Source organism: Rugamonas fusca (assembly GCF_014042365.1).
GTDB classification, from domain to species: domain Bacteria; phylum Pseudomonadota; class Gammaproteobacteria; order Burkholderiales; family Burkholderiaceae_D; genus Rugamonas; species Rugamonas fusca.
In genome coordinates this window covers 101265-122556 of sequence record NZ_JACEZS010000002.1, presented here as the reverse complement: position 1 = coordinate 122556, position 21292 = coordinate 101265, and the positions used below count along the sequence as shown (strand labels likewise).

The following is a 21292-nucleotide window of genomic DNA, read 5'->3' as shown; positions in this document are numbered from 1 at the left end:
CGCGATGCGGGCGTGGCGGTGGTCAGCGGTAGCGCGCCTCGACCAGGTCGATTTCGCGCACCAGCTTGCGGGTCACATCGTCGGGCAGCAAGTCATGGCGCGCCAGCCGGAAGATGGCCTCGCGCTCGGCCGCCAGCGCGGCCAGGCGCAGTGCCTGTTCCGCCTCGGCCAGTTCGCGCAAGGCGGTGCGGCTGCCGCCGTCGTTCTCGCCATCGCCCTCGGCTTCGTGCAGCCGGTGCCGGTACAGCGCGATCACGCGCGCGGCCGCCTGCGGCCACGCTTGCGCATCGGCGCTGCGCGGCATCAGTTCCACTTGCGCCGTCTCGACGGCGATGATGGCGGCCGTGGCCGCGTCGCGCCGGGCCCGGTCCTCGGCCAGCTGCTCGGCCGGTTCGTCCGGGAAGTGCATGCCGTTCAGCAGGCGTGGCAGGACGATGCTGGCCGCCAGCAGCGACACCAGGATCACGGCGCTGGCCAGGAACACGGTCAGGTCGCGCGCGGGGAAGGGCGCGCCGCTGGGCAGCACCAGCGGCAGCGTCAGCACGCCGGCCAGCGTGATGGTGCCGCGCACGCCGGCCAGCGACATGGCCAGCAGCAGGCGTGGCTTGATCTTCATGCGGGGCTGGCCCCGCATGTGCTGCCTGAAAATGCTCAGCCGCAGCGACGCCCACACCCAGCCAAAGCGCAGCACCAGCAGCCCGGCGCTGATGGCCAGCGCGTAGACGGCCAGCCACCACGGGTTGTCGTGGCCACCCTGGGCAATCGAGGCGCGCGCGCCATGGAAGATGTCGGGCAGTTGTTCGCCCAGCAGCACGAACATGATGCCGTTCAGCGCGAACTGCACCGTGTCCCACACGGCGGCGCGCTGGATGCGGGTGGCTGCCAGCGCGCTGCCGCTCAGTTCCACGTAGCTCATGGTGACGCCGGCCGCCACGGCGGCCAGGATGCCGGATGCGTGCAGGTGTTCGGCGCCCAGGTAGGCGCCGAACGGCAGCAGCAGGTTGACCAGGATGGGCGAGCCGGCCGGTTCGCCGAAGCGTACCGTGAGCCAGCGCTGGACGCCCGTCACCAGCAGCGTGATGGCGATGCCGGCCGCCAGCCCGCCGCAGGCCAGCCACAGGAAGGTGAGGGCGGCCGAACCAAGCGAAAAATGGCCGGTGAGCGCGGCCGCCACGGCGAAGCGGAAGCAGACCAGGCCACTGGCGTCGTTGAGCAGCGATTCGCCTTCCAGGATGTGCATCAGGCGCTTGGGGATGGGCGCGCGTGCGGCGATGGCTGACACGGCCACCGGGTCGGTGGGCGAGACGATGGCCGCCAGCGCGAACGCCACCGGCAGCGGCATGGCGGGAATCAGCCAGTGGATCAGGAAGCCGGCGCCCAGCACCGTGAATACCACCAGGCCCAGCGCCAGTTCCAGGATGGTGCCCTTGTCGCGCAGCAGGCCGCTCTTGGGAATGCGCCAGCCATCGAGGAACAGCAGCGGCGGCAAAAAGGTGAGGAAGAACAGTTCCGGCTCCAGGTCCACGCCGTGGCTGGACTTGGCCGCGATCAGCGCGCCCAGCCCGATCTGCACCAGCGGCAGCGGCGCGCGCGGCATCACGCGCACGATGAAGGCGCTGGCCACCACGGCCAGCAGCATGGCCAGCACCACTTCGATCGCATCCATTCCCGTCCTTTGTCCTGTTCAGTGTTGAGCCGCCAGATTATAGGGGATGGGAGCAATCATGTTTTTTCAGAAAGTTGGGGCAGACTCTGGCCAAGCGGAAATCTTTCTGTCATAATGCGGGCTCTCCGCGGGAGTAGCTCAGTTGGTAGAGCGCAACCTTGCCAAGGTTGAGGTCGAGAGTTCGAGACTCTTCTCCCGCTCCAGATTCAAAAGAAAGGAAGCCCGATGGCTTCCTTTTTTTATTCCCCGTCTTGTTCCATGTCAGCCCGGGCTGGCATCGGCGTCAATCTTTCTACACGTAGTACATCGCCACAGGCGCGAACGTTGTATAACATGCGGCAGAATGACGGCGGGCCCCTCCCAAGGCTGTCGTAAATGCATGCTTATTCGCTATACTGGCAACGCAATGTTACGATGGCGTGGGCAGGAACACCCTGTGCGCCACTGACCGGCTACGGCTGGGTCACACCAATGACCGAACACGGAGATGAGAGATGAAATCAGTTCAACAGGAAGTTGACGAACGCAGTAACCTGACCAACTCCAATAAATTCGAACTGCTGCTGTTCCGGCTCGGTGGCGACGCCAACGGCGAACATTCCGAGCTGTTTGGCATTAACGTCTTCAAGATCCGTGAAATCGTCGCCATGCCGGAAGTGACGGCCGTGGCGGGCTCCTCGCCGCACATGCTGGGCGTGGTCAATCTGCGCGGCCAGATCATCACCGTGCTGGACCTGCCGTCCATCGTCGGCGTGATTCCCAAGACGGGCCTGAACATCATGCTGGTGACCGAATTTGCCCGCACCACCCAGGCCTTCGCCGTGGAGTCGGTGGACGAGATCGTGCGCCTGGACTGGAGCCAGGTGCTGACGGCCGAAGGCACGGCCGGCGGCCGCGTGACCAGCATCGCGCGCGTCGACGGCGACGTGCAGAACACCCGCCTGGCCCAGGTGCTGGACGTGGAAACCATCCTGCGCGAACTGGTGCCGCCCGAAGGCAAGGACGTGGATCCTGAAACCATCGGCCCGCAACTGCTGCTCAAACCGGGCCAGATCATCCTGGCGGCCGACGACTCGGTGGTGGCGCGCAGCCTGATCGAGAAGGGCCTGACGGCCATGGGGGCGCACTACATCATGACCAAGACCGGCAAGGAGGCGTGGGACCGGCTGCAGCACATCGCCGACGGCGCCAAGGCCGAAGGCGTGCCGGTCGAGGAGCGCGTGGGGCTGGTGCTGACCGACCTGGAAATGCCGGAAATGGACGGCTTCACGCTGACCCGCCTGATCAAGCAGGACGCCCGTTTCGCCAAGATCCCCGTGGTGATCCATTCCTCGCTGTCGGGCAAGACCAACGAGGACCACGTCAAGGGCGTGGGCGCGGACGCCTACGTGGCCAAGTTCGTGGCCGAGGACCTGGCCGCCACCATCCGCCAGGTGCTGCAAAAATAAGGCGGCGCGGCGCACGCCGTTTCGAATCGGGTTACACTCTGAGGGTCGTGGTGGTCTGGCTAACATTGCCGGACTGGCACGGCCCTCAACCCTTTTCGAAAGGAGCTACCGTGGCAGCTAAGAAGATTTTGTTCCTGACCGGCGATTTCGCGGAAGACTACGAGACCATGGTGCCGTTCCAGGCATTGCAGATGGTGGGCCACGTGGTGCACGCCGTGTGCCCCGGCAAGCAGCCGGGCGACACCATCAAGACCGCCATCCACGACTTTGAAGGCGACCAGACCTATACGGAGAAACCGGGCCACCGCTTCACCATCAACGCCGCCTTCGACAGCGTGGACGTGGCCACGTACGACGGCCTGATGATCGCCGGCGGCCGCGCGCCCGAGTACCTGCGCCTGAATCCGCGCGTGATCGAGATCGTGCAGCAGATGGCGGCGGCCGGCAAGCCGATCGCCGCTGTCTGCCATGGCGCCCAGCTGCTGACGGCGGCCGACGTCATCCGCGGCAAGCGCATTTCGGCCTACCCGGCCTGCGCGCCCGAAGTGCGGCAGGCCGGCGCCGAGTATGCGGACATTCCCGTCGACCAGGCCGTGACGGACGGCCAGTTCGTCACGGCGCCCGCCTGGCCCGCCCATCCGGCCTGGCTGGGCCAGTTCCTGGCGCGGCTGGGGACGGAAATCAAGCTGTAATCGTCATGCGCTCATCTCCACGCCCAGGTTGCGGGCGTGGAAGCGCAAGTGTTCTTCCATGAAGGTGGCGATGAAGTAGTAGCCGTGGTCGTAGCCTGCGTGGCGCCGCAGCCGCAGTGGCTGGGCCGCCGTGCGGCAGGCCGCTTCGAACTGGTCCGGGTGCAGTTGCTCATCCAGGAATTTGTCGGCCAGGCCCTGGTCGATCAGTATCCCGGCCGGGAACGGCGTTGTCGATTCCGCCATCAGCGCGCTGGCATCGTACTGGCGCCAGCTGTTCTCATCGTTGCCCAGGTAGGCGCTGAACGCCTTGCGGCCCCACGGGCATTGCGTGGGCGCGGCGATGGGGGCGAAGGCCGACACGGAGCGGAACAGGTGCGGCCGGCGCAAGGCCTGCGTGAGCGCGCCATGGCCGCCCATCGAATGGCCGAAGATGCCCACCCGCGCCGCATCCACCGGCAGCGCGGCGCACGCCAGCGCATGCAGCTCTTGCAGATAGCTGTCCATCCGGTAGTGGCCGCGCCATGGCTGCTCGGTCGCGTCCACGTAAAAGCCGGCGCCCACACCCAGGTCCCACTGGTCCGTCTCGCCGGGCACGCTGGCGCCGCGCGGACTGGTGTCGGGCGCGATCAGCACCAGTCCCAGTTCGGCCGCCACGCGCTGCGCGCCGGCCTTGATCATGAAGGTCTCCTCGGTGCAGGTCAGGCCGGCCAGATAGAACAGCGCGGGCAGTTTCGCGCCCGGCGCGTGCGGGGGAATGAAGACGGAAAACCGCATCGGCAGGCCAACCGCCTGCGACGCATGGCGGTAGAAGCGCTGGGTGCCGCCGAAGCAGGCGTGTTCGCTGATCAGTTCTGGCATCTGCTGTCCTTATGTTCAATACCGCACGGTGCCCGGCGGCGTGGATGGGCAGAATTGTACTAGGATCACAACTGTGGGAGGCGCATGCCGAATCTTGATATCGTCTTGACGGAACTGGGCTGGCCGCTCGCGATCGCGCTGGCCTGGCTGGCGGGGGAGTGCGCGTACCGCTGGTGCCGCGTGCCCCGTATCAGCGTGTATGGGCTGGTGGGCTTCGGCCTGGCCCAGGTGTGGCCGGCCGCGCTGGCCAGCGGCGCATCGAGCACCGTCACGCTGTTGGCCAATCTCGGTTTCGGCCTGATCCTGTTCGAATTCGGCTACCGCATCAACCTGCACTGGTTGCGCATCAATCCCTGGATTGCCGTCAGCGGGCTGGCCGAGGCGGCCGCCACGTTTGGCGCCGTGTATGGCATCTCGCAGCTGACGGGCATGCCGCCGCTGACGTCGCTGCTGCTGGCGTCGCTGGCCATGTCCACCTCGCCGGCCGGCGTGCTGCGGGTGGTCAATGAGCAGAACAGCTCCGGCCAGGTGACGGAGCGCTTGCTGCACCTGGTGGCCATCAACTGCGTGCTGTCCGTGTTCGTGTTCAAGGTGATCGTGGGCGTGTGGGTGTTCCAGACTTCCGGCAATTTGTGGCAGGCCGTCTCGCACAGCCTGATCGAGCTGCTGGCCTCGGCCGCGCTGGGTGCGCTGTTCGGCTTTGGCGCGCCGGCCCTGCTGCGCCGCCTTGGCGCGCTGTCGCAGGATGGCACCGTCGGCTTCGCGCTGGGCGTGGTGCTGCTGGTGGCGCTGACCCACGCGACCAACCTGTCGCCCGTGCTGGCGGCGCTGGCCTTTGGCCTCGTGGCGCGCCACCGGCGCGTGGCCTTCGCCCGCACCGAGCGCAATTTCGGCAGCATCGGCGAGCTGCTGACGGTGCTGCTGTTCGTGTTCGCCGTCACCGTGCTGCCGTGGGAGCGCGTGGTGGAGGGCGCGGCGCTGGGCGCGGTGCTGGTGGCGGCGCGCTTCGTCGTCAAGATGGCGGCCGTGGCGCTGTTCTCGCATCCGGGCGGCACGTCCTGGCGCAAGGGCCTGTTGACGGGGATCGCGCTGTCGCCGATGTCCGTGTTCATCACGCTGCTGCTGGAGCAGACCCGCCAGATGGGCGTGGTGCTGGTGGACGAGCTGGCGGCGCTGGCCGCCATGATCCTGCTGCTGGAAGTGGCGGGCCCCATCCTCACCCAGCGCGCGCTGGTGTGGGCCAACGAAACCCAACGACCGGAGGCCTGACATGGCATTGGAACCGTTCAAGCACTCCGTGCCCCTGACCATGGGCGTGGAGCTGGAGCTGCAACTGGTCAGCCTGTCGGACTTCGACCTGTCGGCGTCGAGCCCGGACCTGCTGCACCTGCTGGCCCGCAAACCCTTCCCCGGCAACGTGACGCCGGAAATCACCGAGAGCATGATCGAGATTAACTCGGACGTGCACACCAACCATACGGAACTGCTGGCGCAATTGGAACAGGTGCGCGACACGCTGGTGCAGGCTGGCGAGATGCTCAACATCGGCATCTGCGGCGGCGGCACCCACCCGTTCCAGAAGTGGTCCGAGCAGCGCATCTTCGCCAAACCGCGCTTCCAGCAAGTGTCGGCCCTGTATGGCTACCTGGCCAAGCAGTTCACCGTGTTCGGCCAGCACGTGCACATCGGCTGCGCCAACGGCGACGACGCGCTGTACCTGCTGCACGCGCTGGGCCGCTACGTGCCGCACTTCATCGCCTTGTCGGCCTCGTCGCCTTTTGTGCAGGGCAACGACACGCTGTTCCATTCGGCCCGCCTCAATTCCGTGTTCGCCTTCCCCATGAGCGGGCGGGCGCCGTTCATGCTGCGCTGGAGCCAGTTCGCCGACGATTACTTCGCCAAGATGGAGCACACGGGCGTCATCAAGAGCATGAAGGACTTTTACTGGGATATCCGGCCCAAGCCCGAATACGGCACCATCGAACTGCGGGTGTGTGACACGCCACTGACGGTGCAGCGGGCCGCCGCGCTGGCGGCGTACCTGCAAGCGCTGTGCCGCTACCTGCTCGAACACCGGCGCGAGCAGCCATGCGAGGATAACTACCTGGTCTACAACTACAACCGCTTCCAGGCTTGCCGCTTCGGCCTGGATGGCACGCTGGTGCATCCACGTACCTACGACAGCCTGCCGCTGCGCGACGACATCCTGGCCACGCTGGAGGCGATGGCGCCCCATGGCGCGGCGCTGGGCGGCAGCGCGGCGCTGGCGCACCTGGAGCAGGTGCTGCGCGACGGTGGCGACGCGCACCAGCTGCGCGGCGAGTTCCAGGCGCGCGGCAGCGCCGAAGGCATGGTGGAGGCGGCCATCGCGCGCTTTCGCAACAACCTCGCCTGAAACGGAAGTGCGGAAGCGGGGGGAGGTCCGGGAAGCGGGGTCAGGTCCGGCATCACGCCATCAATTTGGCAGATTGCCGGACCTGACCCCGCTGCTTTGCCTGAAACCGGCGCGCTGCGGAAGGGCGGGGTGGGGATGCGTGGATGCTTGAGTCATCAACTATTAGCGGGCCTGGGGCGCCTCAGAACCGCGTCTCGCGCGCCACCCGCAGGAAGTTGTCGAGGATGGGCGTGCAGTCGAGCAGTTCGACCCCGCCGGCGCGGTGGAATTCCGGATGCCACTGCAAGCCCATCACGAACGGCGCCTTGCGGTAGCGGATCGCTTCCACCATCTGGTCCGGCTCGGACAGGGCCTCGATCATCATGTCGCGCCCCAGCGTCTTGACGGCCTGGTGGTGGATGGAGTTCACCAGGCCGGGCGCCTGGCCCGCGAACAGCCGGGCCAGTGACGAGCCGCGCGGGAAGGTGACGGCGTGGCGGTGGCGGTCGTAATCCTCATGCACGTGGGGCTGGGCCGTGGGCACGTCGGACGCGATATCCTGGTACAGCGTGCCGCCAAAGGCCACGTTGATCAGCTGGCAGCCACGGCACACGCCCAGCACCGGCTTGCCCGCTTCCACGAATTCATGCAGCAGCTCCAGCTCGTACATGTCGCGCGCGCGGTCGCCGCTCCATTCAGGCCGGGTGGGCGCTTCCGAATAGCTTTGCGGCGAGACGTCGGCGCCCCCTTGCAGCACCAGCCCGTCCAGGTGGCGCGCGTAGTCGCGCAGGCGGATATTGCTGGGGTGGAGCAGGCCGTCCGTGTTGACGGTGGGGACCATGAACACCAGCACGTCGCGCGACATCACCCATTGCGCGATCGACTCCTCCAGGTATTGCAGCTTCTTGCTGCGCAGCCCGCGCGCGCCCGGCTCCGGGTGGAAGATGCGGGCCGAGATCCCGATGTGCAGCGGGCGCTGGATGATGTGGCGGGTGACGGCGGCGGCCAGGTGGCGGTAGCGCGCCCGCAGCACGCGGCCCCACAAACTGAACACCGTGTCGCCGGGATCGAGATAGCGCGGCATGGCTTCCTCCGCGTCTTCCTTGCGGCGGCGCGGCGGCTGCGGGTTGTCGTCACCTTGGTCCATGCCGGAGCTCTTGCTTGCAAAGAGGCCAGTGTGCCACAGCCTGGGCCGGGGCGGCGCGCGGCTGGGCTGTGCCTGCGGGCCAAATCAGGGGCAAATCAGCGGGTGAAATTAACGGCCGAAGTACAAGTCGTGCAGCTGTTCCAGGTCCACTTCGCGGGCGGGGCGGGACAGGGCCACTTTCCCGCTTTGCATCAGGTACACATGGTCGGCGATGGCCAGTGCCCGTTCCGTATTCTGCTCGACGAGAATGATGGTGCGGCCGGCCGCCTTCAGGCCGGCCAGGATATTGAACAATTCATTCACCACCAGCGGCGCCAGGCCCAGCGACGGTTCATCGACGATCAACAGGCGCGGCTCGGACATCAGGCCGCGCGCCAGCGCGAGCATCTGCGCCTCGCCGCCCGAGAGCGCGCCGGCCGCCTGCCTGCGCCGCTCGCGCAGGCGCGTGAAGGTGGCGTATGCCTGTTCCAGCCGCGCCTTCACGTGCGGCCGGTGGGCCGGCAGGAAGGCGCCCATGATGAGGTTTTCTTCCACGCTCATGTCGCGAAACACCATGCGGCCCTCGGGCACCATGGCCACCCCCAGTTCCGCCATGCGCCAGGCCGGCGCGCCACGCAGCGGCTGGCCATCCAGCGCCACCTGGCCCGCACCCAGCGGCAGCAGCCCCATGATGGCGCGCAGCAGCGTGGTCTTGCCGGCGCCATTGGGTCCGATGATGGCCGTCAGCTGGCCGGCGGCAGCCGTCAGCGACACGTCCCACAGCACGTTGATGGCGCCGTAGCCGGCCCGTACACCGCTCAGTTCAAGCATCGGACGCTCCAGTGGACGTTCCGGCGGACGTTCCCGTATAGCTGCGCATGACGTCCGGATGACGGAATACGGCATCGGGCGCGCCGTCCGCGATCAGGCGGCCGAAATCGAGCACCGCCACGCGCTGGCACAGGGTGCTGATGGTTTCGATGTCATGCTCGATGATGACCATCGCCACGCCGAAGCGCGCATGCAGCTCGCCCAGCATGGCCATGAAGCGTCGCTTGCCCACCGTCTCCAGCCCGGCCAGCACTTCGTCCAGCAGCAGCAGGCGCGGATTGGTGGCCAGCGCCTTGGCCACTTCCAGCGCCTTCAGTTCCGTCAGCGCCAGGCCGGTGGCGGCGTCGCTGCCGGCCTTGGCGGCCAGGCCCGTGAAATCAAGGATTTCGGCGATGCGCTGGTGGTCCACGCGGCCGGTCCCAAAACGTTGCGCCACGACCAGGTTTTCGCGCACCGTCAGCTCGTGCATCGGCTGCGGGATCTGGAAGGTGCGGCCAATGCCCAGCCGCGCGCGGCGGAACAGGGGCGTGCGCACGATGTTGGCGCCGTTGAAGCGGATCGCGCCGCCGGCGGGACGCGCCAGGCCGGAAATGGCGTTGAACAGCGTGGTCTTGCCGGCGCCGTTGGGGCCCACGAGGCCCAGCACTTCGTGGCTGTCCACGCGCAGCGATACGCCGTCCACGGCGGCCAGGCCGCCAAAGCGCACGCTGAGATTGTCCAGCTCAAGCATGTCGTTCTCCCCGTCGGCGCAGCAGCGGCAGCAAGCCCGATGGACTGGCCACCATCATGGCGACCAGCAGCGCGCCCAGCACCAGTTGGTGCCCGGTTGGCATCAGCGACTTGAACACCAGCTGGTCGAGCAGGTACACCACCAGCGCCCCGATCACGGGTCCCGCGATGGTGCGGTAGCCGCCGAAGATGGCCGCCACGATGGGCACCGTGATCCACACGCTGTTGAACGCATAATCCGGTTCCAGGAAGTTGATGTAGTGGGCATTGAAGGCGCCCGCCACGCCGGCCATGAAGGCCGACAGCAGCAGCATGGCGCCCTTGAGCAGCGTGCTGTTGACGCCCACCACGCGGGTGGCGTCCTCGCTGTCGTGCATGGCGCGCAGGGCCAGGCCGTAGTGGCTGGCGCGGATGCGGTGGTAGACCCACGCGAACAGCAGCACGATGGTGAGCATGACCAGGTAGGCGCCCGCCTTCGCGCCGGGCGCCTGTCCGAACACGGCAGGCAGCACGGGGATGTTGGCGATGCCGGCCGCGCCGCCCGTCACGCCGCTCCATTCCGTGGCCACGATGCGCAGGATATGTGCGCAGGCGAGGATGGCCAGCGCGAAGTAGGGGCCGCGCAAGCGCAGCACTGGCAGCATGATGAAGGCGGCCAGCACGGCGCCGGCGCCGCCCAATGCCATCCCCAGCGGCACGGGCAGGCCCGCTTTTGTCGTCAGCAGCGCCGACACATAGGCGCCCACGCCGAAGAAGGCGCTGTGGCCGAAGCTGACCATGCCGCCCAGGTTGCCCAGCAAGGCCCACGACAGGGCCACGCAGGCGATCACCAGCGCCGCCACCACCAGGCTCATGACGTAGAGATTGGCGCCCAGCAGCAGCGGCACCGCGAGGTAGGCCGCCGCCAGGCCGCCGGTCCATGCCAGCGCCTGCGGCGCCGCCCGGCCAACCGCGCGCGCACGCGCATGGGGCGCGCCACCGGCTCGATGGGCGCGATGTGTGCCCGTCATCCGCGCCTCCGGGCCGTGCCCAGCAAGCCGTTAGGCAGCACGAACAGCACCAGCAGGAACAGCACCATGCCGGCCAGTTCCTGCAGCGCGGAGCTGGCCAGGGTGACGGTGAGCGCCTCGCATACGCCCAGCAGCAGGGCGCCCAGCAGCACGCCGGGAATGGAGCCCACGCCGGCCAGCACGGTGATGACGAAGGCCTTGATGGTCAGCGCGCCGCCGTAGGCTGGCTGGATCACGCCGTAGCAGTACAAGGCCACGCCGGCGAACGCGGCCAGCGCGCCCGAGACGAGAAAGGACAGCAGTTCCACGCGGCCCGGCCGGATGCCCATCAGCGCGGCCGCGTCGCGGTTGCTGGCCACGGCACGCAGCGCGCGGCCATGCCAGCTGCGCGCCAGCCACCACCACAGGGCCGCCAGCAGCAGCACGGCCAGCACGGCGAACAGCAGTTCGCTGCGCATGCTGTAGAGTGGTCCCAGCACCACGGCGTCCTGCAGCCAGGTGGAACTGGTGGAGCGCACGTCGGCCTTCCACACCAGCAGCATCGCGTTGGTGAGGATGATGCCAATGCCGAAGGTGAGGATCAGCGAATTGATCTCGCGGTCCTGGCGGATGCGCCGCACGACGCCGTACACGCCGGCCGATGCCACGCAGGTGACGGCCAGCGCGGCCGGAATGGCGGCCACGGGGCCCAGCCCGAAGCCCGATTCCAGCGTGTAGGCCACGTAGGCCGCCAGCAGTACCAGTTCGCCGTGCGCGAGGTTGATCACCCTGGTGCTGCCGAACACCAGCGCCAGGCCGAGCGCGATCAGCGCGTACGAGCAGCCTTGCAGCAGGCCCGAATACAGGGCCTGGAGCAGCAGTTCCGTCATGCCCGCCTTACCATGGCAGGCCGGGATAGACCGGCTTGCCCGTGGCATGTTCCTTCGGCCACACGATGACGATCTTCTTGTCCTGGTGCTGGCCCATGCGGTGTACGAAGTTGGGGTTGTCGCCATTGGCGTTGAACTGCACGCGGCCGATCAGGGTGTCGCGGTCGGTCTTGCGCAGTTCCTCCGCGATGCCGCCTTTCTTGATCGTCCCTTTGTCGGCTGCGCGCGCGATGGCTTCGAACAGCAGCGTGGCCTGCACGTAGCCGAACTGGCCCAGGTAGTCGGGCTCCTTCTTGTAGAGCTGGCGGTAGCCGTCGGCAAAAGCCTTGCCGTCGGCCGTCTCGAACGTGGCGGGGAAGGGCAGCAGGGCCGTGCCGTACACATTGGGCATCAGGTCCGGGAATTCAGCCGCCATCTTGGGCGTGGCCAGCGACCACACGCCCACCATGGCCTTGACGCCGGGCTTGAGCACGCGCGCCGCGCGCAGGATGCCCACGTAGTCGTTCTCGTAGCCGACCATCAGGATCACGTCGGACTTGTCCTGCAGCTTGATCTTGTTGACGATGGGCTTGAAGTCGGTGATGGCCGGATCGAACGAGTGGCCGTTGACCTTCACGCCGCGCGCACCCAGCGCCTTGGTGACGGCGGCGCTCAGATCAGAGGTGGCTTCCTTGGTCGAGTAGATGATGGAGACGGATTTGGCCCCCAGGTCGCTCAACAGGCCCAGCACGGCGCGCTCGTAGCCGGCCGTGTTATTAATGCGGAAGAAGTTCTTGCGGCCGCTGTTGACCAGGCTGTCGTCCACGCCGCCGGACGTCATGTAGACCAGATTGAGCTTGTTGGCCGCGTCCGACGCAGGTGAGATATTGTTCGAACCGTAGCCGCCCGTGATGGCCACGGCGCCCTGGCTGGCCAGCTTTTCCACCGCCGCGATGGCCTTGGCCGGCGCCGATTCATCGTCCACCGTGGCCAGCTTGATCTTGTGCTTGCCGTTGGTCTTGTTGAACACTTCGGCCGCCACGGCCACACCTTCCTGCATGCCATTACCCACGCGGGCCAGGCTGCCCGTCAGCGGCAGTTCCACGCCGACCAGGAATTCCTCGGCCCGCGCCGCGCCGCTGGCGCAAGCTGCGATGACCAATGCCGCCAAGGTGGCGCGCTTGAATGTCGTTTGCATATGTTCACTCTCTCCCATGCTTGTTATGAACTGCGCCTTGAGCCATCTGGCGCAGCTGGTTTTTCAGGATCTTGCCGCTGGCCGCCGCCGGCAGCGCCGCCATGGCGATGATCTCGGCCGGGCGTTTGTAGGGCGCCAGCGCGCCGGCCAGGTGGCGGTGCAATTCGTCCAGGGTTACGTCGCGGCGCGGGTCCAGCTCCACATAGGCTACCACTTCCTCGTTGCCCTCGGCCGCGCTGCGTCCCACCACGGCCGACTGGGTCACGCCCGGATGGGCGTTGAGCACCGTTTCCACTTCCAGCGGATAGACGTTGAAGCCGGACCGGATGATCAATTCCTTGGTGCGCCCGGCGATGAACAGCGCGCCGTCGGCGTCGCGGCGGGCGATGTCGCCCGTGTTGAGCCAGCCGCCAGGATGCATGGCGGCCGCGCTCAGGCCCGGCTCGCGGTAGTAGCCCAGCATCACGTTGGGGCCACGCACCCACAGTTCGCCCGGCGTGCCGGGCGCCACGTCCACGCCATCGGCATCGACGACACGCGCTTCCACGCCGGGAATCACCATGCCCACCGAGGTGTCGGCGCGCGGCTGGTCCAGGCGGGTCTGGCTGATGGTGGGGGCCGATTCCGTCAGGCCGTAGCCGTTGTGCAGGGGCAGGCCGAACAACTGCTCCACGTCCGCCTTCAGGGTCGGTGTGAGCGGCGAGCCGCCGGCGTAGATGAAGCGCAGCTGGGTTTCCAGGCGCTGGCCCGGCGTGGCCAGTGTTTCGAGCAGGCGCGCGTACATGCCGGGCACGCCCTGCAGGATGGTGAGGCGGTGGTGCTCCAGCGCCTGCAGCAGCAGCGCGGGTTGGAAGCGCGGGCACAGGTACAGGCAGGCGCCCGCGTACAGGGTGCCCAGCATCACGGAGGCCAGGCCGTACACGTGCGAGATGGGCAGCACGCCCCAGGCCCGGTCACTTGGCTGCAAGCCGCGCAGGCGGCTGGAGACGGCGGCGATGTACAGCAGGCTGCGGTGGCTCAGCATCACGCCCTTGGGCTGGCCCGTGGTGCCGGTGGTGTAGAGCAGGGCGGCCGTTTGCGTGGCACCGTCGGCGTGCACCGGCTCCGGCACGCAGGCCGTATTGAGTTCACCTATCATCCACTGGCCGAACGCCGTGTCGGCCACACGGGCGCCATGGCGCTGGCCGTGGGCCGCCGCTTCCGGCGAGCAGGACGCCGTGTAGAACACGCGGCGCGCGCCGCTGTGGTCGCGGATCAGGTCCACTTCGCGCGCCGACAGGCGGCCGTTCACGTGCACCACCCAGGCGTCGACGGCGGCGCAGGCGAAGGTCAGTACCGCTTGCGCCACGCAGTTTTCCGCCACCACCATCACGCGGTCGCCGCCGCGCACCTTCAGCTTGCGCAGCAGGGCGGCCGTGTCGTCCACGGCCTGCGCCAGTGCGGCGTAGCTCCAGTGGCGCTGGCCGTCGTGCAGCGCGTGGTCGTGCGGGGCGCGCGCGGCGCCGGCGCGCACGATGTCGCACAGGCGGGCGGGCAGGGCTTCCAGCAGGGAGGCGGTGTCGGTATCACGCATGGGCGGCCTTGATCATGTTGCGGGCGATGACGAGCTGCTGCACTTGCGAGGTACCTTCGAAGATGCGGAACAGGCGCACGTCGCGGTAGAAGCGTTCGGCCGCGTAGTCGGCCATGTAGCCGGCGCCGCCCAGGATCTGCACGGCGCGGTCGGCCACGCGGCCGCACATCTCGGAGGCGAACAGCTTGCAGCAGGCGGCCTCGGTGCCGATGTTGTGGCCATCGTCGCGGCGCCGGGCCGCGTCCAGAACCATGCTGCGGGCGGCGTAGATTTCTGTCTGGCTGTCGGCCAGCATGGCTTGCACCAGCTGGAATTCGGCGATGGGCTGGCCGAACTGGCGCCGTTCGATGGCGTAGCGCAGCGCGTCGTCCAGCATCCGTTCGGCCGCGCCCACGCAGACGGCGGCGATATGCAGGCGGCCCTTGTCGAGCACCTTCATGGCCGTCTTGAAGCCGGCTCCCTCGCGCCCGATCAGATTAGCGGCCGGTACCCGGCAGTTTTCAAAAATGACGTCGCAGGTGTGGGCGCCGCGCTGGCCCATCTTGCGGTCGATCTTGCCCAGCGTGAGGCCGGGCGTGTCCCGTTCGACCAGGAAGGCCGACACGCCGGCGGCGCCGGGCGTGGCCGCATCGGTGCGGGCCATGACCGTGAACAGGCCCGCTTCGGGCGCGTTGGTGATGTAGCGCTTGGTGCCGTTAAGCAGGTAGTGGTCGCCGTCGGCGTCGTGGCCACGCACGGCGCTGGTGCGCAGGGCGGCGGCGTCCGAGCCTGCTTCCGGCTCGGTCAGGGCGAACGCGCCGATCAATTCTCCGCTGGCCATGCGCGGCAGGTAGCGCGCGCGCTGCGCGTCGCTGCCGTCGAGCACGATGCCCATGGCGCCGATGCCGTTGTTGGTGCCGATCAGCGAACGGAAGGCGGGCGAGGCGTGGGCCAGCTCGAACGCTACCTGCACTTCCTCCTCCATGGTCAGGGCCAGGCCGCCGTACTGCTCCGGCAACGACAAGCCGAACAGGCCCAGTGCGCGCATTTGCGCCACGATGGCGGGCGGGATCTGGTCGGTGTCGGCCACTTCCCGTTCATGGGGCAGCAGCACCTCGCGCACGAAGCGGCGCACACTGTCGAGCAGCAGCTGTAGCGTTTCCTGGTCGCGTATCAAGGGCGTCCTTTCGTTGGCGTGGCCCGTGGCTGGTTGGCCGTGTTGCCGGTGTCGCTGGCATGGCCGCCATGCGCGCGCGGGTGCCGGGCGCGTGCTGGCCCTGGTCGTGGTGGAGGTGGGAGTGCCCGGCCGGCGGGCATGGAACGCCGTGCGATGCCGGGCCTGGGAACGGCGCTGCGCCACGCCAGTCCGGCGCAGTGTGCCCCTGCGGGGCCGCCGCTGTCAATGTTTTTTCGGAAAGTTTGCCGCGCGCGGGCGACCCATCGGGCTGGAATTCAAGCCTTGATGTTGATGAGTGAACCCAGCGTCTGGTCGGTGGTCTTGATGACTTTGGCCGACAGGTCGAACTGGGCCTTGTAGACCAGCGCGTTGGTGGCTTCCTTGGCCAGGTCGGTGCCGCTGTCGCCTTTCAGGGCGCCCGAGGTGGCCGCCGGCGTGGCCGCCGCCTGGGCCCGTGCCTGTTGCGACAGCGTCACGCCGCTGCCGGCCGGGCTGGCTTCCTGGAATTGCGCCTGGCGGGGCTGGAAGCCCTGGGTGCTGGCGTTGGCGACATTGTGCGCGGTGGTGTCCAGCGCGCGCTGGCTGGCGTTCAGACCGGACAGGCCGGCGCTGAGGGCGGCGATACTCATGTTATTTCCCTTCGGCAAGAAACTATAGTGTACACCGCATCGCCGCCCCGCGTACACCTTTTGCTGAAATATTGGGCAGATCGGACTGGCGCGGGTGCGTACCCCGCGCGCTGCCCAACCGCTGAGTACGGCGGTGCCTGTTCGGCGCTAGAATAGTTGCGTCATCAACTAGCTGGCTGGTGCGCATCATGTGCGGACGATTCGATCAAAACGATATCGCGCGGCGTTACGTGGCCGCCTTCGGCTGGGCCGACGCGGCCTACCGGGGCCAGGCCGAGCCCACCCACAACGCCACGCCGGGCACGGCGCGGTTGATCTTTCACATGCATGGCGGCGCGCCCGCCGCCGAGGATATCTACTGGGGCTACCGGCCATCCTGGGCCGTGGGCAAGCTGCCCGTCGCCTACCAGGCGCGGCTGGAGAAAATTCACGGCAATTACTGGCGCCGCCTGTTGCAGACGGGGCGCGCCGTGGTGCCGGCCCACGGCTGGTACGAGTGGACGGGCGAGAAGGGCAAGCGCCAGGCCTGGCATATACACCGCAAGGACCGCGCGCCGTTGTTCATGCTGGCGCTGGCCAGCTTCGCGCCCGCGCGCGACCATCCCGCCGAGGGCGGCTTTGTGCTGCTGACCACCGATTCCCAGGGCGGCATGGTGGACGTGCACGACCGCAGTCCGCTGGTGCTGGAGGCGGCCGACGCGGCCACCTGGCTGGACTCGGACCTGTCACCGGAGCAGGCGGCCGAGCTGGCCCGCGCGCTGGCGCTGGGGCCCGATTGCTTCGCCTGGGAGCAGGCCACGCTCGCTTCGGCGCGGCCTGCGGTCAAGGCGGCGCCCGGCGCCGGAGCGGCGGCCGAAGCTGCGCCGGCGGCGCCAGAGCCGGCGCCGCAATTGTCGTTGCCGTTGTGAACAGTGGCTTGCGCGGGCCGGTTTGAAAGGCCCGCACGTTTGATCCAGATCATGCCCCGAAGGTGCTGCTAACGTAGCCTTGTGACTCGCGCTTCAACCGCGCGTCGTCAGCCCGTTTGACCGCCGTATACCCCGCAGCAACGGGAGATTCCGCCATTCAAACCCAAGCAACTATCACACCATTCGAGGCATCCATGTACCCATTTCAGCACACCGTCACTCCCGCCGCCAAGAGCCACCTGGAGGCACAGTTGTCGTACTTCAACGACATGTCCAAATCGCTGTTCCGTACCATCCAGCAGTACAGCGACCTGAACCTGCAACTGGCCCAGACCATGCTTGAGGAAGGCAGTGTGGCCGGCCAGCAGATGTTGACGGCCAACCGGCCGGCCGAAGTGCTGGCCGCCGCCGCCGCCCACGCCCAGCCGGCCGCCGAGAAACTGCGCGCCTACCAGCAGCATGTGTCGCGCATCGCCGCCGATACCCATGTGGACCTGGCCAAGGTGGCCGAGGAACACGTGGCCGAAACGAGCCGCACCGCCAAGGCCCTGGCCGACGAGGTGGCGCGCGTGGCCACCGAGGAAACGGAAAAGACCATGCGCAACCAGCAGGATGCGATGCGCAAGTTCACCGATCCGTTCGAGCGCCTGGCCGACCAAAGCATGCGCCAGGCCGCGCACGGTAACGAGATGCGGGGCTCGTCCACGTTGCAAAGCGCCCACGGCGATGGCATGGAGGGGCGCGAGACGCCCCCGGGCATGCAGGGCGGTACGGCCGGGGCCGGCATGCAGCAGGGCAGTCCGTCGACCCAGGGCGTGCATCAGGGTAGTGCGTCCACCGCCGCTGGCAAGCCGGGCGCGCGTAAGGAAACCTGACCCCGGCCGGCGTGTCGGATGGGAAGGGGCGCCGCGCTCAGGGCGTCTCGCGCAGCCAGTCCAGGATGTGGCCGGCCACGGCCTCCGGCTGTTCGCGCTGGGGAAAGTGGCCGGCCCCGGCCAGGACGATGCGTTGGTAGGGGCCGGAAAACAGGTGTTCCTTGTGGGCCGAGGTGGCGATGCCGTTGGCGCCATCCTGGTCCCCATGCAGCAGCAGGGTGGGCACGGTGATCACGCTGCTGTCGCGCAGGGCCGCCTCCTGCGGTGCGTAATAGGGATCGCCGGCCGCGAAGCCCCAGCGGTGGCGGTATGAATGCACGGTGACGGCCGGCCAGTCCGGGTTGTCGAACGAGTGTGCCGTGCTGCGGAACTCGGCCTGGGTAAATTGCCAGGTCGGTGCCCATGTCTGCCACAGCAAACAGGCCAGTTCACGGCGTTCCTTGCGCACGGCGTCCGCGCCCCGTTCCGTGGCCATATACCAATGATACCAGTAGTTGCGCGCCTGTTCCAGGCTCAGTGCCTGGCTGGCGTCGTTGGTGCCCCAGCCGACCGACAGGGCAATGCAGCGCCGCACCCGTTGCGGCGCCAGCAGAGCCGCGTTGTAGGCCGCGCGGGCGCCCCAGTCGTGGCCGATGAGGGTGACCGGCGGCAGGCGCAGGGCGTCGGCCAGGTCCAGCGCATCCTGCGCCAGCGCGCTCAGTTGCCCGCTGCGGGGCGTGTGGGGATCGAGAAAGCGGGTTTCGCCAGCGCCGCGCAGGAACGGCACGATGATGCGGTAGCCCACGCTGGCCAGCGTGGGGAGCAACTGGTCCCAGGTATGGACATCGTCCGGCCAGCCGTGCAACAGGATCAGCGGTTCGCCGTCCGGCATGCCGTATTCGCGGTAGCCGATGCGCAGTCGTTCCGTGTTGATGAATTCCATCGCGTGCTCCACCTGTGGGCTGGACGGGCCCGCGCGGGCCCTTGGAATTGGACAGTATCGGCCACATCATACCGATACTCGCGCCTGCTTCATAGCTTCGCGGCCCACAAGGGCAGCGACGGGCGCGGCCTTGCTGTGGTAGCCGCCGCTGGCGCTCGCGTTGTAGTACTGGCGCCAATTTCTGCTACCCTTGCAGCTGTTTACTGTCAACATACAAGGCACTTGCCATGACCGCCGATACCAGTCCATCGCTGCACATCGTTTGCCCCCATTGCGACGCCGTCAACCGCGTACCCGCGGCCAGGTTGCGACAGCAGCCCGTGTGCGGCAAATGCCAGGCGGCCCTGTTCACGGGTGAGCCTCTGGAGCTGCCGGCGGCCCGCTTCCTCAAGCATATCGAGCGCAGCGACATTCCCGTCCTGGTGGACTTCTGGGCGCCGTGGTGCGGGCCCTGCCGTTCGATGGCGCCCCACTACGCGCAGGCGGCGCAGCGGCTGGAGCCGGCCTTCCGGGTCGTCAAACTCAATACGGAGGAGGCCCAGGAACTGGCCGCACGCTATGCGATCCGCAGCATCCCCACGCTGGCGCTGTTTCAGCAAGGACGGGAAGTGGCGCGCCAGCCCGGTGCCATGGATGCGGCCAATATCGTCAACTGGGCCACCCAGCACTTGCGCCGCTAACGGCCCGCTCACGATGCGGCGGCAACGTCGCCCATCACGGCCGCCATCACCGGATAAGCGTTCTGCCTGCCGCCACGCGCCAGGCCCAGCGCGGCGCGCTCGTCCGTGGGCCGGACTTGGGCCAGCGCGTTGGCCAGCGCGGCGGCCAGGTCGCCATGCCAGATCGCTTGCAGCGCGCCCATGCGGGTGTAGTTTTCCGGCCCCGGCGCGAACACGGGATGGCTGCGCGCCAGTTGTGCCAATTCCGCCTCCGGCACTTTGGTGATGCGCGCCATGGCCGCCAGCCCCATGACGCGGATGGTGGCGTCGGGCAGGGCGTAGCAGCCGTCGGCCATCAGGCCCGTGCTGACGAAGCCGCCCGACAGCGCCTGGTCATACACCAGCGCGACGATGCGGTGGCCGCGCTGGCGCGCCAGTTCCAGGCATTTGCCCAGGTGCGCCATGTAGCGCTGAATGCCCAGCATTTCGTCGCGGTGGCGCAGGCGCTGGCCCTGGGTGTCGACCAGCAGCACGATGGGGCGGCCCGGCGCGTCGCGCACCGTGCGCAGCACGGCTTGCGCTTGCGCCAGCGCGATCTCCACCCCGATCGCCGCATGGCGCGTGGTGCCGATCACGGCCACCGTCTGGCCATCGACCTGCGCCACGCCGTTCAGGAAGTCGTCCTGTTCCGTGATCGTGTGGCCTTGCGGGAACAGGGCCGCCGCCAAGGTGGTCCACGTCGTCATGGGGCACCCAGCCGGTATGGTGCGGCGGCGTCGACGAAGGCAGGCGCCGCCAGCACGGGAACGTTGTGGGCATCGGGCATGCCCAGTGCTTGCCAGATGTCTGACGGATCGCGCAGCGCGCCAAAGCGTTCGATGCGGCTGGCCAGCAGTTGCTGTTCCCGCTCCAGCGCGTCCAGCGTCAGTGGTACTGGCGCGCTGGTGCAGCGGGCCAGGGCATCCAACGCCCCCTGGCGGAACGCCGCCAGGTCGTCCGCCACCAGCAGCTGGCAGTCGCCGAGCAAATAGCGGTGCTTGCCGCCCGTGGTGCGCCACACCAGGGCGCGGTCGCGCGGGTCGAATTCCGCGCTGCCATGGCTGCTGGCGATCACTTCCGGGCCGGACATGGCCAGCCGCGCCTCGGCCGACATCAGCACCACGTTGGCGCAGCAGGCGATGATGCCCATGCCGCCGAAGGCGCCGTTGGCGCCCCCGACCAGCGCCACCACGGGCACGCCGGCGGCGCGCGCATCGAGCAGGGCGCGCATCACCTCGGACACGGCGATCAGCCCCGCATTTGCCTCATGCAGACGCACCCCGCCCGAGTCGATCAGCAACACGACGGCCGCCACCCGGTCGCGGGCGGCGCGCCGCAGCAGCCCGGCCAGCCTGGCTCCATGCACTTCGCCCACGGCGCCACCCATGAAGCTGCCGTCCTGCGCGGCCACGTAGACGGATACGCCGGCCAGCGTCGCGCGGCCCACGGCCACGCCATCGCCGGGCGCGGCCGGCACGTGGAACAGGGCCAGGTGCGGACTGGCCATCTCCGTCCCCGCCCCGTCGAAGGCCACGAAGCTGCCCGCGTCGAACACGCCGTCCAGGCGCTCGCGCGCGGTCGCGGCCAGGTAGCTGCTCATGGCGCCGCTCCCGGCAGGGCGGGTGCCGCCACGTGCGGGCGCCCGGTGGGTGGGATGGATGGTGGGGGGCTGATGCGTGGTGCGGGCATGTGTGGCTGGCTCGGTCTGGTCTGGGGTCGATGGGTCATGGCGCGCGGCGGCAGCTCAGGCG

At 68.2% G+C, this 21292-nt stretch carries 21 protein-coding genes and 1 tRNA gene; 8 read left to right on the top strand and 14 right to left on the bottom strand.

Going from position 1 to position 21292, the window contains the following annotated elements:
* Window positions 1-22: 22 nt before the first annotated feature.
* On the bottom strand, window positions 23-1666 hold the full coding sequence (locus H3H36_RS03865) for a Na+/H+ antiporter (RefSeq protein ID WP_182214280.1): 1644 nt from the start codon (window positions 1664-1666) through the stop codon (window positions 23-25).
* Window positions 1667-1793: 127 nt separating this feature from the next.
* Between H3H36_RS03865 and H3H36_RS03860 the strand changes: the two genes are divergently transcribed.
* From H3H36_RS03860 to H3H36_RS03850, 3 genes are all read left to right on the top strand, one after another.
* A tRNA-Gly gene (locus tag H3H36_RS03860) sits at window positions 1794-1869 on the top strand.
* Window positions 1870-2160: 291 nt separating this feature from the next.
* On the top strand, window positions 2161-3114 hold the full coding sequence (locus H3H36_RS03855) for a chemotaxis protein (protein WP_182214277.1): 954 nt from the start codon (window positions 2161-2163) through the stop codon (window positions 3112-3114).
* Between the two features lie 110 nt (window positions 3115-3224).
* Window positions 3225-3806 (top strand): DJ-1/PfpI family protein, encoded by a 582-nt coding sequence (locus tag H3H36_RS03850; protein ID WP_182214275.1) that lies wholly within the window; start codon window positions 3225-3227, stop codon window positions 3804-3806.
* 3 nt (window positions 3807-3809) lie between these two features.
* Here H3H36_RS03850 and fghA read toward each other — a convergent pair whose 3' ends face one another.
* On the bottom strand, window positions 3810-4664 hold the full coding sequence (fghA, locus tag H3H36_RS03845) for an S-formylglutathione hydrolase (protein ID WP_182214273.1): 855 nt from the start codon (window positions 4662-4664) through the stop codon (window positions 3810-3812).
* Window positions 4665-4748: 84 nt separating this feature from the next.
* On the opposite strand from fghA, the gene H3H36_RS03840 reads away from it, so the two are divergent.
* Together H3H36_RS03840 and H3H36_RS03835 are read left to right on the top strand one after the other, a co-directional pair.
* A complete protein-coding gene (locus H3H36_RS03840; protein ID WP_182214271.1) occupies window positions 4749-5933 on the top strand; it encodes a cation:proton antiporter in 1185 nt (394 codons plus the stop codon).
* Between the two features lies 1 nt (window position 5934).
* Complete coding sequence (locus tag H3H36_RS03835; RefSeq protein ID WP_182214269.1) at window positions 5935-7059, top strand: YbdK family carboxylate-amine ligase; 1125 nt, start codon at window positions 5935-5937, stop codon at window positions 7057-7059.
* Window positions 7060-7240: 181 nt separating this feature from the next.
* Here H3H36_RS03835 and H3H36_RS03830 read toward each other — a convergent pair whose 3' ends face one another.
* The 9 genes from H3H36_RS03830 to H3H36_RS03790 form a co-directional block, all read right to left on the bottom strand.
* Complete coding sequence (locus tag H3H36_RS03830) at window positions 7241-8185, bottom strand: gamma-glutamyl-gamma-aminobutyrate hydrolase family protein (RefSeq protein ID WP_182214267.1); 945 nt, start codon at window positions 8183-8185, stop codon at window positions 7241-7243.
* A gap of 108 nt (window positions 8186-8293) precedes the next feature.
* Window positions 8294-8995, bottom strand: coding sequence for an ABC transporter ATP-binding protein (locus tag H3H36_RS03825; protein WP_182214264.1), 702 nt, complete (start codon window positions 8993-8995; stop codon window positions 8294-8296).
* Entirely contained in the window at window positions 8988-9725 is a 738-nt protein-coding gene (locus H3H36_RS03820; protein WP_182214262.1) for an ABC transporter ATP-binding protein, read from the bottom strand. The genes H3H36_RS03825 and H3H36_RS03820 overlap by 8 nt, the downstream gene beginning before the upstream one ends.
* Entirely contained in the window at window positions 9718-10734 is a 1017-nt protein-coding gene (locus tag H3H36_RS03815) for a branched-chain amino acid ABC transporter permease (RefSeq protein WP_182214259.1), read from the bottom strand. Before H3H36_RS03815 ends, H3H36_RS03820 begins: the two co-directional genes overlap by 8 nt.
* On the bottom strand, window positions 10731-11603 hold the full coding sequence (locus tag H3H36_RS03810; RefSeq protein ID WP_182214257.1) for a branched-chain amino acid ABC transporter permease: 873 nt from the start codon (window positions 11601-11603) through the stop codon (window positions 10731-10733). Before H3H36_RS03810 ends, H3H36_RS03815 begins: the two co-directional genes overlap by 4 nt.
* A gap of 7 nt (window positions 11604-11610) precedes the next feature.
* Window positions 11611-12780: an ABC transporter substrate-binding protein gene (locus tag H3H36_RS03805; RefSeq protein ID WP_182214255.1), complete on the bottom strand. Its 1170-nt coding sequence runs from the start codon at window positions 12778-12780 to the stop codon at window positions 11611-11613.
* Window positions 12781-12784: 4 nt separating this feature from the next.
* The gene (locus H3H36_RS03800) at window positions 12785-14353 is read right to left on the bottom strand and encodes a class I adenylate-forming enzyme family protein (protein WP_182214252.1); all 1569 of its coding nucleotides are present in this window, start codon (window positions 14351-14353) and stop codon (window positions 12785-12787) included.
* Complete coding sequence (locus H3H36_RS03795; protein WP_182214250.1) at window positions 14346-15509, bottom strand: acyl-CoA dehydrogenase family protein; 1164 nt, start codon at window positions 15507-15509, stop codon at window positions 14346-14348. Before H3H36_RS03795 ends, H3H36_RS03800 begins: the two co-directional genes overlap by 8 nt.
* A 275-nt stretch (window positions 15510-15784) precedes the next feature.
* Window positions 15785-16138 carry a flagellar basal body protein gene (locus H3H36_RS03790; RefSeq protein WP_182163021.1) on the bottom strand — a complete coding sequence of 118 codons (354 nt, stop codon included), beginning with the start codon at window positions 16136-16138 and terminating at the stop codon, window positions 15785-15787.
* 188 nt (window positions 16139-16326) lie between these two features.
* On the opposite strand from H3H36_RS03790, the gene H3H36_RS03785 reads away from it, so the two are divergent.
* Both H3H36_RS03785 and H3H36_RS03780 read left to right on the top strand, forming a co-directional pair.
* Window positions 16327-17046, top strand: a complete 720-nt coding sequence (locus H3H36_RS03785) for an SOS response-associated peptidase (protein ID WP_182214248.1) — start codon at window positions 16327-16329, stop codon at window positions 17044-17046.
* 194 nt (window positions 17047-17240) lie between these two features.
* On the top strand, window positions 17241-17921 hold the full coding sequence (locus tag H3H36_RS03780) for a phasin family protein (protein ID WP_182214245.1): 681 nt from the start codon (window positions 17241-17243) through the stop codon (window positions 17919-17921).
* Window positions 17922-17958: 37 nt separating this feature from the next.
* On the opposite strand, the gene H3H36_RS03775 is transcribed toward H3H36_RS03780, so the two are convergent.
* On the bottom strand, window positions 17959-18843 hold the full coding sequence (locus H3H36_RS03775) for an alpha/beta fold hydrolase (RefSeq protein WP_182214242.1): 885 nt from the start codon (window positions 18841-18843) through the stop codon (window positions 17959-17961).
* Between the two features lie 227 nt (window positions 18844-19070).
* On the opposite strand from H3H36_RS03775, the gene trxC reads away from it, so the two are divergent.
* A complete protein-coding gene (gene trxC / locus H3H36_RS03770; RefSeq protein WP_182214240.1) occupies window positions 19071-19523 on the top strand; it encodes a thioredoxin TrxC in 453 nt (150 codons plus the stop codon).
* 8 nt (window positions 19524-19531) lie between these two features.
* Here trxC and mdcE read toward each other — a convergent pair whose 3' ends face one another.
* Together mdcE and H3H36_RS03760 are read right to left on the bottom strand one after the other, a co-directional pair.
* Window positions 19532-20248: a biotin-independent malonate decarboxylase subunit gamma gene (gene mdcE, locus H3H36_RS03765; protein ID WP_182214238.1), complete on the bottom strand. Its 717-nt coding sequence runs from the start codon at window positions 20246-20248 to the stop codon at window positions 19532-19534.
* Window positions 20245-21141, bottom strand: a complete 897-nt coding sequence (locus H3H36_RS03760) for a biotin-independent malonate decarboxylase subunit beta (RefSeq protein WP_182214236.1) — start codon at window positions 21139-21141, stop codon at window positions 20245-20247. The genes mdcE and H3H36_RS03760 overlap by 4 nt, the downstream gene beginning before the upstream one ends.
* Between the last annotated feature and the right edge of the window lie 151 nt (window positions 21142-21292).

What these genes read in the sequence shown, in the direction of transcription:
- H3H36_RS03865 (WP_182214280.1), bottom strand. Translation starts at nt 1,666, where the DNA reads ATGGATGCGATCGAAGTGGTGCTGGCCATGCTGCTGGCCGTGGTGGCC.
- H3H36_RS03855 (WP_182214277.1), top strand. Translation starts at nt 2,161, where the DNA reads ATGAAATCAGTTCAACAGGAAGTTGACGAACGCAGTAACCTGACCAAC.
- fghA (WP_182214273.1), bottom strand. Translation starts at nt 4,664, where the DNA reads ATGCCAGAACTGATCAGCGAACACGCCTGCTTCGGCGGCACCCAGCGC.
- H3H36_RS03840 (WP_182214271.1), top strand. Translation starts at nt 4,749, where the DNA reads ATGCCGAATCTTGATATCGTCTTGACGGAACTGGGCTGGCCGCTCGCG.
- H3H36_RS03835 (WP_182214269.1), top strand. Translation starts at nt 5,935, where the DNA reads ATGGCATTGGAACCGTTCAAGCACTCCGTGCCCCTGACCATGGGCGTG.
- H3H36_RS03830 (WP_182214267.1), bottom strand. Translation starts at nt 8,185, where the DNA reads ATGGACCAAGGTGACGACAACCCGCAGCCGCCGCGCCGCCGCAAGGAA.
- H3H36_RS03825 (WP_182214264.1), bottom strand. Translation starts at nt 8,995, where the DNA reads ATGCTTGAACTGAGCGGTGTACGGGCCGGCTACGGCGCCATCAACGTG.
- H3H36_RS03820 (WP_182214262.1), bottom strand. Translation starts at nt 9,725, where the DNA reads ATGCTTGAGCTGGACAATCTCAGCGTGCGCTTTGGCGGCCTGGCCGCC.
- H3H36_RS03815 (WP_182214259.1), bottom strand. Translation starts at nt 10,734, where the DNA reads ATGACGGGCACACATCGCGCCCATCGAGCCGGTGGCGCGCCCCATGCG.
- H3H36_RS03810 (WP_182214257.1), bottom strand. Translation starts at nt 11,603, where the DNA reads ATGACGGAACTGCTGCTCCAGGCCCTGTATTCGGGCCTGCTGCAAGGC.
- H3H36_RS03805 (WP_182214255.1), bottom strand. Translation starts at nt 12,780, where the DNA reads ATGCAAACGACATTCAAGCGCGCCACCTTGGCGGCATTGGTCATCGCA.
- H3H36_RS03800 (WP_182214252.1), bottom strand. Translation starts at nt 14,353, where the DNA reads ATGCGTGATACCGACACCGCCTCCCTGCTGGAAGCCCTGCCCGCCCGC.
- H3H36_RS03790 (WP_182163021.1), bottom strand. Translation starts at nt 16,138, where the DNA reads ATGAGTATCGCCGCCCTCAGCGCCGGCCTGTCCGGTCTGAACGCCAGC.
- H3H36_RS03785 (WP_182214248.1), top strand. Translation starts at nt 16,327, where the DNA reads ATGTGCGGACGATTCGATCAAAACGATATCGCGCGGCGTTACGTGGCC.
- H3H36_RS03780 (WP_182214245.1), top strand. Translation starts at nt 17,241, where the DNA reads ATGTACCCATTTCAGCACACCGTCACTCCCGCCGCCAAGAGCCACCTG.
- H3H36_RS03775 (WP_182214242.1), bottom strand. Translation starts at nt 18,843, where the DNA reads ATGGAATTCATCAACACGGAACGACTGCGCATCGGCTACCGCGAATAC.
- trxC (WP_182214240.1), top strand. Translation starts at nt 19,071, where the DNA reads ATGACCGCCGATACCAGTCCATCGCTGCACATCGTTTGCCCCCATTGC.
- mdcE (WP_182214238.1), bottom strand. Translation starts at nt 20,248, where the DNA reads ATGACGACGTGGACCACCTTGGCGGCGGCCCTGTTCCCGCAAGGCCAC.
- H3H36_RS03760 (WP_182214236.1), bottom strand. Translation starts at nt 21,141, where the DNA reads ATGAGCAGCTACCTGGCCGCGACCGCGCGCGAGCGCCTGGACGGCGTG.